Source organism: Leifsonia poae (assembly GCF_027921845.1).
GTDB classification, from domain to species: Bacteria; Actinomycetota; Actinomycetes; order Actinomycetales; family Microbacteriaceae; genus Leifsonia; species Leifsonia poae.
This window is the reverse complement of sequence record NZ_BSEN01000015.1, coordinates 955,119-967,047: the sequence shown is the minus strand read 5'-3', so window position 1 is coordinate 967,047 and position 11,929 is coordinate 955,119. Positions and strand designations below refer to the sequence as shown.

Here is an 11,929-nt window from a genome sequence, read left to right as displayed (position 1 = left end):
TCAGGCCAGGTCGTCGTCGGTGCGCGCGCCGAAGACGATCTCGTCCCAGCTCGGCATCGACGCGCGGCCCTTCTTGCCGGCCCGCGGCTGCGGCCCGGTGGCGCCTGACGAAGACGACGAAGACGACGACGAGATCACCGACGACGGAGCCGACGCCGCCGACGAGACGGGAGCGTTCGGGGGCGTGCCCTCCGGCGAGTCCTCGCGCAGCGGTTCGAAGATGTCGAACGGCTCGTCGATCACGCGCACGGGCACGGGTGCCTCGACGGGCGCGTCCGCCAGCTCGACGGACGGTTCGGTGCGCTCTTCGTAGGTGGCGGCCTCGCGCTCTCCGCGACGGCGCCGGAGCGCCTCGAGCAGGTCGGCGGTCTGGTGCAGGTCGCGCGGCGTCTCGTCGTCGGCCCGCTTGATCGCGGACACCGAGATCGAGTTGTTGGCGGAGGTCAGCGTGCGACCATAGACCAGCGGCTCGAGGAACGGGGCCGTGTCGGGACCGATCAGGTCGCTCGGCGGTTCGGGGAACGTGAACGCGCCGCTGTCGAACCGCGATTCATCGGGTTCGGAGTCGTGCGGCATCACGGCCCGCAGCCGGGGGATGAGTGCGCCCTTCAGCTCTCCGGCCTGCGACAGCGTCGTGGCCTCCGAGTTGAGCGGGGAGAGTGCGTGCTTGCGCGCATCGTAGCTCCAGCGCGCATCGTGGTCGATCTGGTCGGCCGTGAACTCGAGCTTGAGGATCCAGCCCGCCTCGGAGTCCTTCCAGCTCGCCCAGCGCTCACCGGTGACGCCGAGGGAGGCCAGGCGGTCGCGGATGACCGCGCCGAAGGTGTTGCCCTCGCCCAGCGGGTCGACATCGACCGTGGTGTGCACGGGCACGCTCAGGGCGCTGGCGACGATGTGCTCGCGCTCGGCGACGATGGGACCTTCGAACCGCTGGATGTACTCCAGCGGCGCGCCCGTGACCGTGGCCACGTCTTCTGCGGACATGCCGGAGCGGATGTGCGCCTGCACTTCGCGCGGCGAGAGTTTGGGTGACGCGGCGGACGCTTCCTGCCTGAACTGGCGCACCTTCGAGTGGAGTGCTTCGTCGATGGCGATGCGGAAACGTTCACCGTCATCGCCGACGGCGACGAGCGCTCCGTCTTCGACTCCGATGACCTTCAGATCCTGCATGGTGGATGCCTTCCCAGCTATTGGCGTACGGCCCAAGAATGCCACGCGTGGAGCGGGTTTCCAGGGAATAACGCGGGCGTGCCGGAAGTTGAAAACCGAGCAATCCCTGGGAGCTTTTTGAGTGGTTTGCTATTCCCCTGGGATTGATGCAAACTATCGCCGCCGATTGCGAAGAATCGGCCGTTATGTATAAGAAGTGGATGGGCATGGCAACGGATTACGACGCACCGCGGAAGACCGAAGACGACTCAGAGTCGATCGAGGCCCTCAAGGAGCGAGTGCCGGACAAGATGTCCGGGGTCGTCGACGTCGAAGACGCCGACAACCCGGGTGGTTACGAGCTCCCCGGTGCCGACCTGTCGGACCTCGACCTCGACGTCGTCGTGCTGCCGCCCCAGGCGGACGAGTTCACCTGTGTGAACTGCTTCCTGGTGAAGCACCGCTCGCAGATCGATCACGAGACGAAGCTCGGACCGATCTGCGTGGAGTGCGCAGCCTAAGGGCGGTCAGCTTGACGCGAGGCGAGCCTCATCGAGAACCCGGACCAACTGGTCCGGGTTTCTTGTTGAGAGGAGCCAGTACGGCGCAGGGTCGTCCGGGTCGAGCACGGGGACGGTGACGACCCCGGAGATGAAGCCGCGCATCAGCAGCCACGCACGCGCATCGAGGCGCTGCCCGCGCTGGAGGCTCGCCTCCTCGCCCGTGTAGCCGGCCGGTTGTCCGATCAGCGACAGCGGGATGCGCGCCCGGCCCGCGAACAGCTCGGTCGCCGTGACCCGGATGGTCGGCGCCGACAGGATGAACGCCGCCACGATCGCGGCGTAGAAGATGATCGAGACGACGATGCCGACCGCCAGGTCGATCGGCGCGAGGATCAGGATCGTGATCGGGATGACGAGGGCGCTCGAGATGAAGAGCCAGGGGGCAGCGTAGAGGCGCTCGCGGTACAGGTCCATGGCTCTATTCGATCAGACTTCTGCACTACCCTCGACACGTGACCGATACCGTTGACGTTCCGATCGTCGCCGACGTGCTCCCCGCCTACGCCCACCTGGGCGATGCCGGCGCCGATCTGTGCGCCGCCGAGCCCGTGACGCTCGCTCCCGGGCAGCGCCACACCGTGCCGACGGGCGTCTCGGTCGCGCTGCCCGACGGCTACGCGGCCTTCGTGGTCCCGCGCAGCGGCCTCGCCGCCAAGCACGGCATCACGATCGTGAATTCGCCGGGCACCGTCGACGCCGGCTACCGCGGAGAGATCCGCGTGACCGTTCTGAACACCGACAGCTCGATGCCGTACGATATCGCCGTCGGCGACCGGATCGCGCAGCTGATCGTGATGCCGGTCACCCGGGCCCGGTTCGTGCCCGTCGAGAGCCTTCCGGAGAGCACCCGAGGAGCCGCAGGCTTCGGCTCGACCGGATACACAGTGACGCAGTCAGGAGAACACGCGTGAGCGATACGTCTAGCACCGATCCCGAGATCTGGGAGAAGTCGGCGCCGGAGGACCGCGAGACCGAGGGACCGCTCGACGAGAGCGAAGCCAATCCGGTGCGTCCGTACGTCGACCTCGGCGGCGTGAAGATCCTCCCGCGCGAAGGTCTGCACCTCCGGCTCGAGGTCGAGGAGGAGACGCAGCGCGTCGTCGCCGTCGGGCTGGACTACGCCAACTCGACCCTGCAGGTGCAGCCGTTCGCCGCTCCGCGTTCGAGTGGGCTGTGGCACGAGATCCGCGAGCAGATCACCGATCAGGTCAACCGCCAGGGCGGGCGCACGACCGAGCGCGAGGGCGTGTTCGGTCCGGAACTCGTCGCCGAGATCCCTGTCGCGGCACCGCAGGGCGCACCCGGCGAGACCCGCGTCGCGCGCTTCGTCGGCGTCGACGGCCCGCGCTGGTTCCTCCGCGGTGTCATCGCGGGAGACGCCGCGATCAAGCCGGATGCCGCCGCCCTCGTAGAAGACCTGTTCCGCAGCATCGTCGTGGTGCGCGGCTCGTCGCCGATGCCGCCGCGCGACCTCATCCCGCTCCGGATGCCCACCGCGCCGTCGACCGGCCCCGATGACTACACGTCCCTCTAGGCGGGTTCCATGACCGATCGTTCCCCGGAGGACCCGGGACACGAGGACGACGCCGCCCGCGACGCCGTCCCGTCGGCCATCGGGGAGTCGCTCGCCCGGGCAGCGCAGAAGTCTGGTCTCGGACAGCTCGCCGACGGCGAGAACTCGACCGGCGCGGCTCTCCTCGGCGCGCTCGGCGGCTTCCGCGGGCTGGCGGAGACCATCCTGCCCGGCCTGGTCTTCCTGATCCTCTTCACCTTCACGCAGAACGTGCCGCTCTCCATCGGCTGCTCGGTGCTGGTCGCGATCATCTTCACCGCCGTACGGCTGATCGGCAAGACGCCGGTGACCCAGGCGATCGCCGGTCTGCTCGGCGTCGGGATCTCGGCCATCCTCGCCCTGATCACCGGACGTGGCGAAGACAATTTCATCCTGGGCATCTGGACGAACGCCGCCTACGGCGCCGCTCTCCTGATCTCGATCCTGGTGGGTTGGCCGCTCATCGGTCTCGCCGCCGGCTACCTCATGGGCGACGGCCTGGCGTGGCGCTCGCGCAAGAACACCTACCGGGTGATGCAGGCGCTCACGTTCCTCTGGTTCCTGCTGTTCGCCGCGAGGCTTGTGGTGCAGGTACCTCTTTATCTTGCGCACACCGACGCCGCGACCAGCGCGCTCGCCCTCACCAAGCTCCTCATGGGCGTCCCTCTGTATGCCCCGCTCCTGCTCATCACCTGGTTCGTGGTGCGCGGGCAGTTCGCGGGCACCGGCACGAAGAAGCCGGCCGAGGGGTAGGCCATGCTGGACGCGCGAACCAGGGAGGGGCTGACCAGCGCGGAGGTCGTCGAACGTCTGTCGGACGGTCGCGGTAACACCCAGCACCAACCGACCTCGCGGTCGATGGCGGACATCCTCCGCGAGAACATCTTCACGCTGTTCAACGGCATCCTCACGGTGTGCTTCATCGCCGTGCTCGTGCTCGGCGACCTGCGCGACGGCTTCTTCTACGGCGTCGTCGTCGTGAACGCACTGATCGGCATCGTGCAGGAGGTGCGCGCGAAGATCGTGCTCGACCGGGCAGCGCTGCTCGCCGCCCCGGAGAGCCGGGTGCGGCGCAACGGGCAGGTCGTCTCCGTGGCACTCGAAGGTGTCGTGCTCGACGACCTGCTGGTGCTGCGCGCCGGTGATCAGGTGCCGGCCGACGCCCGAGTGGTCGAGAGCACGGGTCTCGCTCTCGACGAGTCGATGCTGACCGGGGAGTCCGACCCGGTCTTCAAGGACGACGGCGCGGTGCTCCTCTCCGGCTCGCATGTCACCAGCGGAACCGGCTTCGCCGTGGTCACGGCGGTCGGCGCCGACTCGTACGCGAGCAAGCTGACCAGCGAGATCCGCAAGCGCACGCTCGTGCACTCGGAACTGCGGGACGCGACGAACCGCATCCTGGTCTATCTGTCGTGGATCCTCGGCCCGGTCATCCTGATCACGCTGATCGGACGGGTGCTCACCTACGGCGGCTGGAACACCCTGTTCGTCGACGCCCGCTGGCGGCGCGCACTGCTCGACGCGGTCGCGGCCGTGGTCGGGATGATCCCGGAGGGGCTGGTGCTGCTCACCAGCCTCGCGTTCGGAGTCGCCGCGATCCAGCTCGCGGCGCGCAAGGTGCTCGTGCAGGAGCTGGCCGCGGTCGAGGTGCTGGCCCGCGTCGACGTGCTTTGCCTCGACAAAACCGGCACGCTCACGACCGGCGAGCTCGGCTTCGACCGCACCGAGCTGCTCGGCGATGCGATCGGCGACGACGAGGTCGGGGTGGCGCTCGCCGCGTTCGGCAGCGACGACGCGGGAAACGCGACCGCCGGCATCCTGTCGAGCCATTTCCGCTCCGAGCGCTTCCGGGTGCACCGGCGCGTGCCGTTCAGCTCGGCGACCAAGTACAGCGCGGTGGTGATCACGGTGGACGGCGACTCCCAGTCGTGGATCCTCGGTGCCCCGGAGCGCGTGCTGGCCGATCATCCGGATGAGCTGGCTGCGGCCATGACGGTCGCGGCGACCGGGCAGCGGACGCTCGCGCTGGTGCGTGCACTGGACGCGCTCCCGGCGGGCTCGCACGCGCCGATTGCCGGGCTCGCGGTGGAGCCGGCCGCGCTGCTGGTGCTCAGCGAGACGGTGCGGCCGGAGGCGGCCGCCACGCTCGGCTACTTCGCCGAGCAATCCGTGCGCGTGATCGTGATGTCGGGGGACAACCCGGCGACGGTTGCGGCGATCGCCGGCGGGCTCGGGCTCTCGGGGGAGGTCGTCGACGCCTCGGTGCTCGCGGACGATGAGGCGCTCGCCGCCGCCCTGGCCACCTCCGACGTCTTCGGGCGGGTCAGCCCCGAGCAGAAGCGTGCTGCCGTGGGGCTGCTCCGCGAGCAGGGACGCACGGTCGCGATGACCGGTGACGGTGTCAACGACGCGATGGCGATCAAGGATGCCAGCCTCGGCATCGCGATGGGCAATGCGACAGCGGCGACCAAGGCCGTGTCTCGTCTCGTGCTGCTCGACAGCCGCTTCGACCGTCTGCCCGATGTGCTGTCATTCGGGCGCCGGGTGATCGCCAACGTAGAGCGGGTCTCGAACATCTTCCTCGCCAAGACCGTCTACGGCATCCTGCTCGCGCTCGTCAGTGCGGTGGCGCTGTGGCCGTTCCCCTTCCTGCCGCGGCAGCTCACGCTGGTGTCGACCCTGGCGATCGGCATCCCGTCGTTCTTCCTGGCTCTGGCGCCGAACCGGCGCATCTACCGCGCGGGCGTGCTCGGCCGGATCCTGCGGTACTCGATCCCGACCGGCGTGATCGCCGGACTGACCTGCGTCGTGGCGTATGTGCCGCTGTACCGGTCGATCCCGCTGCACGAGGCGCGCAGCGTGACGACCATCGCCCTCTTCTGCGTCTCGCTCTGGATCCTCTGCGTGCTGACCCGGCCGCTCAGTCCGGCACGGTGGGGGCTGCTCGGCGCGGTGGCGGCGGCGATGGTGCTGGTGTGCGTCATCCCGTTCACCGCGAAGTTCTTCGAGATGCACGTGTCGCTCGACCTGGCGCTGCTGTGGGGGATCGTGGTGGGCGCCGTCGGCGCCGCCGGGATCGAGCTGTTCTACCGGTTCGCGAAGCGCCGCGGGCTGGTCTTCGATCGGGAATGACGCGTGGTAGATTTATCTTGACGTCAAGATATATTTTCAGCCGGACGACTTAGGCTTGCCTTGCTGGAAACACAGTTCGACGCACAACCAAGATTGACAGAGGGCTTGCGTTACCAGGCCTGCCAATGAAGGAGAGGGCACAGTGTCTGCGGTAAACAGCTTTGGAGCGAAAGACACCCTGACCGTCGGGTCGACCGAGTACGAGGTCTTCCGTATCGACAAGGTCGAGGGCTATGAGAAGCTCCCGTTCAGCCTCAAGGTTCTCCTCGAGAACCTGCTGCGCACAGAAGACGGCGCGAACATCACCGCCGACCACATCCGGGCCCTCGGCGGCTGGGTCCCCGAGTCGGAGCCCGACACCGAGATCCAGTTCACGCCGGCGCGCGTGATCATGCAGGACTTCACCGGCGTCCCCTGCATCGTCGACCTCGCCACGATGCGCGAGGCCGTCTCGGCCCTCGGCGGCGACCCGAACAAGATCAACCCGCTCGCGCCGGCCGAGATGGTCATCGACCACTCCGTCATCGCCGACCTGTTCGGCACCGAGAACGCACTCGAGCGCAACACCGACATCGAGTACGAGCGCAACGGCGAGCGGTACCAGTTCCTCCGCTGGGGCCAGACCGCCTTCGACGACTTCAAGGTCGTCCCGCCGGGAACCGGCATCGTGCACCAGGTCAACATCGAATACCTGGCCCGCGTCACCATGACGCGCGAGGTCGGCGGGGCCGTCCAGGCCTACCCCGACACCTGCGTCGGCACCGACTCGCACACGACGATGGTCAACGGCCTCGGCGTGCTCGGCTGGGGCGTCGGCGGCATCGAGGCCGAGGCGGCCATGCTCGGCCAGCCCGTCTCGATGCTCATCCCCAAGGTCGTCGGCTTCAAGCTCACCGGCGCCATCCCGACCGGTGTGACGGCGACGGATGTCGTGCTCACCATCACGCAGATGCTGCGCAAGCACGGCGTCGTCGGCAAGTTCGTGGAGTTCTACGGAGCCGGCGTCGCCGAGGTGCCGCTCGCGAACCGGGCCACCATCGGCAACATGAGCCCCGAATTCGGCTCCACCGCCGCCATGTTCCCGATCGACGACGTCACCCTCGACTACCTGCGTCTGACAGGCCGTAGCGAGGAGCAGATCGCGCTCGTGGAGCAGTACTCCAAGCTGCAGTCGCTCTGGCACGACCCGTCGACGGAGCCCGTCTTCAGCGAGTACCTCGAACTCGATCTCGGCACCGTCGTGCCGTCGATCGCCGGCCCGAAGCGCCCGCAGGACCGCATCGTCCTCGCCGAGGCGAAGGACCAGTTCGAGAAGGACCTCGTCGACTACGCGGAGATCGACCACGACATCGTCGACCTGACGATCTCGGAGTCGTTCCCGGCGTCCGACCCGGGCGAGCTCAGCCCGCAGGACACCAACAGCATGCACGTGCACCACCACCACAGTCACGCGCCCAAGGCCGCCTCGAGTCCGACCCCGGTCACGCTCGCCGAGACCGGCACGTCGTTCACGCTCGACCACGGAGCCGTGGCGATCGCCGCGATCACCTCGTGCACCAACACATCCAACCCGTCGGTGATGCTCGCTGCCGGTCTGCTCGCCCGCAACGCGGCGCAGAAGGGCCTGAAGTCCAAGCCCTGGGTCAAGACCACGCTGGCTCCCGGGTCGAAGGTCGTCACCGACTACTACGAGAAGGCGGGCCTCACCGGCTACCTCGAAGACCTCGGTTTCTACACGGTCGGCTACGGCTGCACCACCTGCATCGGCAACTCCGGCCCGCTGATCGAGGAGATCTCGCAGGCCGTCAACCAGAACGACCTCGCCGTGACCGCGGTGCTCTCGGGCAACCGCAACTTTGAGGGCCGCATCAACCCCGACGTCAAGATGAACTACCTGGCGAGCCCGCCCCTGGTCATCGCGTACGCCCTCGCCGGGTCGATGAACTTCGACTTCGAGGTCGACGCGCTCGGTCAGGACCAGGACGGCAACGACGTGTTCCTCAAGGACATCTGGCCCGACGCCGCCGAGGTGCAGGAGACCATCGACTCCTCGATCAACGAGGGGATGTTCACGCACGAGTACGCGAGCGTGTTCGAGGGCGACGAGCGCTGGAAGTCGCTGCCGACCCCGACCGGTTCGGTGTTCGAGTGGGACGAGAAGTCGACGTACGTGCGCAAACCCCCGTACTTCGAGGGCATGACGTTGGAGACCACGCCGGTCACGAACATCCAGGGCGCGCGCGTGCTGGCGAAGCTCGGCGACTCGGTCACCACCGACCACATCAGCCCCGCCGGCAACATCAAGGCGGACAGCCCCGCCGGCCGCTACCTCGACGAGCACGGCATCGACCGCAAGGACTACAACTCCTACGGGTCGCGCCGCGGCAACCACGAGGTGATGATCCGCGGAACCTTCGCGAACATCCGGCTCAAGAACCAGCTCCTCGACGGCGTCGAGGGCGGCTACACCCGCGACTTCACGCAGGAGGGCGGCCCGCAGTCGTTCATCTACGACGCGTCGCAGCACTATCAGGAGCAGGGCGTCCCGCTCGTCATCCTGGGCGGCAAGGAGTACGGTTCGGGCTCGTCGCGTGACTGGGCGGCGAAGGGCACCAGCCTCCTCGGCGTCCGCGCGGTGATCACCGAGAGCTTCGAGCGCATCCACCGCTCCAACCTCATCGGCATGGGCGTCGTCCCGCTGCAGTTCCCGGCCGGCGAGAGCTGGGCGTCGCTCGGCCTCGACGGAACCGAACTGATCTCGATCGACGGCCTCGAGCAGCTGAACGAGGGCACGACGCCGAAGACGGTCCACGTGACCGCCGCACCGACCGCCGACTCGCCCGAGGGCAAGCAGACGGTCGAATTCGACGCGGTCGTCCGTATCGACACGCCAGGTGAAGCCGACTACTACCGCAACGGCGGCATCCTGCAGTACGTGCTGCGGAGCCTGGTCTGACGCTCGGTCTGTCAAGGGGTGGCTCGGAAACGATGTTTCCGAGCCACCTCTGATTCGTCCGCGCCTAGACTCGAACCCATGAGCATCCTCGAGACCATCCACGGTCCCCGCGATCTCGACGGTCTCTCCGAGGAGCAGCTCGTCCAGCTCGCGGCGGAGGTCCGGGCGTTCCTCGTCGCGAACGTGGCGAAGACCGGCGGTCACCTGGGCCCGAACCTCGGCGTCGTCGAGGCGACGATCGCCATCCACCGGGTGTTCGACTCGCCCAGGGACGCGATCGTGTTCGACACCGGCCACCAGTCGTACGTGCACAAGCTGCTCACCGGCCGGCAGGACTTCAGCATGCTGCGTCAGAAGGGCGGCCTCGCCGGTTACCCGCAGCGCTCGGAGTCCGAGCACGACATCGTCGAGAGCTCCCACGCCTCGAGTTCCCTCTCGTGGGCCGACGGCATTTCGCGCGCCTTCGCCATGACGGGTCAGAACGACAGGCATGTCATCGCGATGGTCGGCGACGGCGCGCTCACCGGCGGCATGACGTGGGAGGCGCTCAACAACATCAGTGACGACAACACCCGTCGCCTGATCATCGTCGTCAACGACAACGGACGCTCGTACGCCCCGACGATCGGCGGCATGGCCCGCTTCCTCAACACCGTGCGCACCCGGCGCAGCTACCGCAGTCTGTACCTGAGCAGCCGCAAGGCGTTCGACCGGCTGGGCGGCCCCGGGCGCTCGTTCTACCGCGGCGTGCGCGGTGGACTGCACGGCTTCCTCAGCCGCTTCTCCAACAACGAAGCCCTCTACTCCAATCTCGACATCAAGTACATCGGGCCGGTGCACGGCCACGACATCGAGGCGATGGAAGAGGCGCTCCGGCAGGCCAAGAACTACGGCGCGCCGGTCATCGTGCACGCCATCACGCAGAAGGGCCGCGGCTACGAGCCCGCCCTGCGCGACGCCGCCGACCAGTTCCACGCGGTCGGACAGATCGATCCCGAGACCGGCGAGCCCATCGAGAGTTCGAGCAAGCCGTCATGGACGTCGGTGTTCGCCGACGAGATCGTGAAGCTGGCCGAAAAGAACCCGAAGATCGTGGGGATCACCGCGGCGATGCTGCGCCCGACCGGCCTGCACAAGTTCGCGGAGCGCTTCCCCGAGCGCGTGCACGATGTCGGCATCGCCGAGCAGCACGCGGCGACGAGTGCGGCCGGGCTCGCCTTCGGCGGGCTGCATCCGGTCGTCGCCGTGTACGCCACCTTCATCAACCGCGCCTTCGATCAGGTGCTGATGGATGTCGGGCTGCACCGCGCCGGGGTGACGTTCGTGCTCGATCGGGCCGGGGTCACCGGCCCGGATGGCCCCAGTCACCACGGCATCTGGGATCTGGCGATCCTGCAGGTCGTGCCGAACATCCGGCTCGCGGCACCGCGGGATGCCGCGCGCTTCCGCGAGGAGCTGGCCGAGGCCGTCGTCGTCGACGACGCGCCGACGGTCCTGCGGTTCCCGAAGGGCTCGGTCGGCCCCGACATCGAGGCGGTTCGCCGCACCGACGACGGAGTCGACGTGCTGGCCGAAGGGGAGCGCAAAGACGTCCTCATCGTCGCGGTCGGCCCCATGGCGTCCCTCGGACTCACCGTCGCCGAACGTCTCGCCGCCCAGGGCATCGGTGCGACCGTCGTCGACCCGCGCTGGGTGGTGCCCGTTCCCCGCAGCATCCTGTCCCTCGCCGCCGACCACCGCATCGTCGTCACCATCGAGGACGGCATCCGGGTGGGCGGTATCGGCACCCGGGTGCGTCAGGACCTCCGCGAGGCCGGCATCGACACGGCGGTGGACGAGCTCGGCCTTCCCGACGAGTTCATCGATCACGCCACCCGCGAGCAGATCCTCGAAGAGGCCGGCCTGACGCCGCAGAAGATCGCGCGCGACCTCGTGGCGCAGGTGCTCGGCAGCCGCATCCCGATCGCTCGGCCGCTCCCGGCCGACGAGCTCAGCGAGCGCCACCTCGACGCATAGCCGCCGCGAGCGCTCGTCGGGTCAGGCGACCCGGTAGACGTGCTCGATCGCCCCGCCGGTGAACGGCGTGGTGCGCAGCAGCTCGAGCGGGCGGCTCACCTCGGAGACGGGCAGCAGCGGCTTGCCCGACCCCACCAGCACCGGCATGTAGGTGACGTGCAGCTCATCGAGGAGCCCCGCGTCGGCGAACTGAGCGGCGATCGAACCGCCGCCGACCACCCACACGTCACGATCGCCGGCGGTGTCGCGTAGCTCGGTATCGAGCTGCGCCAGGTCGCCCTCGAAGAAGGTGATGTCGGCGCCCTCGACCACCGGGAGCGAGCGGTGCGTGACCACCCAGGTCGGGATGCCCGCGTACGGCCACTGGAGAGACGGATCGGCGAGCAGGAAGTCGTACGTCGCCGCACCCATCACGATGGCGCCGATGCCGGAGAGGAAGCGCTGATAGTGCTCGTCGAACGCCTCGAACCCGAACTGCAGCAGCCAGTCGATGCGGTCGGAGGAGTCGGCGATGAAGCCGTCGATGGACGAGGCGACGTAGTACTGGGTGAGAGCCATGCC

General features: G+C 68.2%; 10 protein-coding genes. 7 read left to right on the top strand and 3 right to left on the bottom strand.

The window, feature by feature from the left end; translation table 11 throughout:
* The gene (gene sepH, locus PKE84_RS19410) at positions 1 to 1,170 is read right to left on the bottom strand and encodes a septation protein SepH (protein ID WP_271178882.1); all 1,170 of its coding nucleotides are present in this window, start codon (positions 1,168 to 1,170) and stop codon (positions 1 to 3) included.
* Between the two features lie 206 nt (positions 1,171 to 1,376).
* Between sepH and PKE84_RS19405 the strand changes: the two genes are divergently transcribed.
* Positions 1,377 to 1,670, top strand: coding sequence for a DUF4193 domain-containing protein (locus tag PKE84_RS19405; RefSeq protein WP_026307201.1), 294 nt, complete (start codon positions 1,377 to 1,379; stop codon positions 1,668 to 1,670).
* Between the two features lie 6 nt (positions 1,671 to 1,676).
* On the opposite strand, the gene PKE84_RS19400 is transcribed toward PKE84_RS19405, so the two are convergent.
* Positions 1,677 to 2,126, bottom strand: coding sequence for a DUF3093 domain-containing protein (locus PKE84_RS19400; RefSeq protein ID WP_271178881.1), 450 nt, complete (start codon positions 2,124 to 2,126; stop codon positions 1,677 to 1,679).
* 38 nt (positions 2,127 to 2,164) lie between these two features.
* Between PKE84_RS19400 and dut the strand changes: the two genes are divergently transcribed.
* The 6 genes from dut to dxs all read left to right on the top strand — a co-directional run bounded on the left by dut (position 2,165) and on the right by dxs (position 11,368).
* Positions 2,165 to 2,623: a dUTP diphosphatase gene (gene dut, locus PKE84_RS19395; protein WP_271178880.1), complete on the top strand. Its 459-nt coding sequence runs from the start codon at positions 2,165 to 2,167 to the stop codon at positions 2,621 to 2,623.
* Positions 2,620 to 3,246: a DUF3710 domain-containing protein gene (locus tag PKE84_RS19390; RefSeq protein WP_271178879.1), complete on the top strand. Its 627-nt coding sequence runs from the start codon at positions 2,620 to 2,622 to the stop codon at positions 3,244 to 3,246. Before dut ends, PKE84_RS19390 begins: the two co-directional genes overlap by 4 nt.
* 9 nt (positions 3,247 to 3,255) lie before the next feature.
* Complete coding sequence (locus PKE84_RS19385) at positions 3,256 to 4,017, top strand: DUF3159 domain-containing protein (protein ID WP_271178878.1); 762 nt, start codon at positions 3,256 to 3,258, stop codon at positions 4,015 to 4,017.
* Between the two features lie 3 nt (positions 4,018 to 4,020).
* A complete protein-coding gene (locus PKE84_RS19380; RefSeq protein ID WP_271178877.1) occupies positions 4,021 to 6,396 on the top strand; it encodes an HAD-IC family P-type ATPase in 2,376 nt (791 codons plus the stop codon).
* Positions 6,397 to 6,538: 142 nt separating this feature from the next.
* The gene (acnA, locus tag PKE84_RS19375; protein WP_271178876.1) at positions 6,539 to 9,352 is read left to right on the top strand and encodes an aconitate hydratase AcnA; all 2,814 of its coding nucleotides are present in this window, start codon (positions 6,539 to 6,541) and stop codon (positions 9,350 to 9,352) included.
* Positions 9,353 to 9,430: 78 nt separating this feature from the next.
* Entirely contained in the window at positions 9,431 to 11,368 is a 1,938-nt protein-coding gene (gene dxs / locus PKE84_RS19370) for a 1-deoxy-D-xylulose-5-phosphate synthase (RefSeq protein WP_271178875.1), read from the top strand.
* A 21-nt stretch (positions 11,369 to 11,389) separates the two neighbouring features.
* Here dxs and PKE84_RS19365 read toward each other — a convergent pair whose 3' ends face one another.
* On the bottom strand, positions 11,390 to 11,926 hold the full coding sequence (locus tag PKE84_RS19365) for a dihydrofolate reductase family protein (protein ID WP_271178874.1): 537 nt from the start codon (positions 11,924 to 11,926) through the stop codon (positions 11,390 to 11,392).
* Between the last annotated feature and the right edge of the window lie 3 nt (positions 11,927 to 11,929).

Excerpts from the sequence above, each read along its gene's own strand:
- sepH (WP_271178882.1), bottom strand. The coding sequence starts at position 1,170 with ATGCAGGATCTGAAGGTCATCGGAGTCGAAGACGGAGCGCTCGTCGCC.
- PKE84_RS19405 (WP_026307201.1), top strand. The coding sequence starts at position 1,377 with ATGGCAACGGATTACGACGCACCGCGGAAGACCGAAGACGACTCAGAG.
- PKE84_RS19400 (WP_271178881.1), bottom strand. The coding sequence starts at position 2,126 with ATGGACCTGTACCGCGAGCGCCTCTACGCTGCCCCCTGGCTCTTCATC.
- PKE84_RS19385 (WP_271178878.1), top strand. The coding sequence starts at position 3,256 with ATGACCGATCGTTCCCCGGAGGACCCGGGACACGAGGACGACGCCGCC.
- PKE84_RS19380 (WP_271178877.1), top strand. The coding sequence starts at position 4,021 with ATGCTGGACGCGCGAACCAGGGAGGGGCTGACCAGCGCGGAGGTCGTC.
- dxs (WP_271178875.1), top strand. The coding sequence starts at position 9,431 with ATGAGCATCCTCGAGACCATCCACGGTCCCCGCGATCTCGACGGTCTC.
- PKE84_RS19365 (WP_271178874.1), bottom strand. The coding sequence starts at position 11,926 with ATGGCTCTCACCCAGTACTACGTCGCCTCGTCCATCGACGGCTTCATC.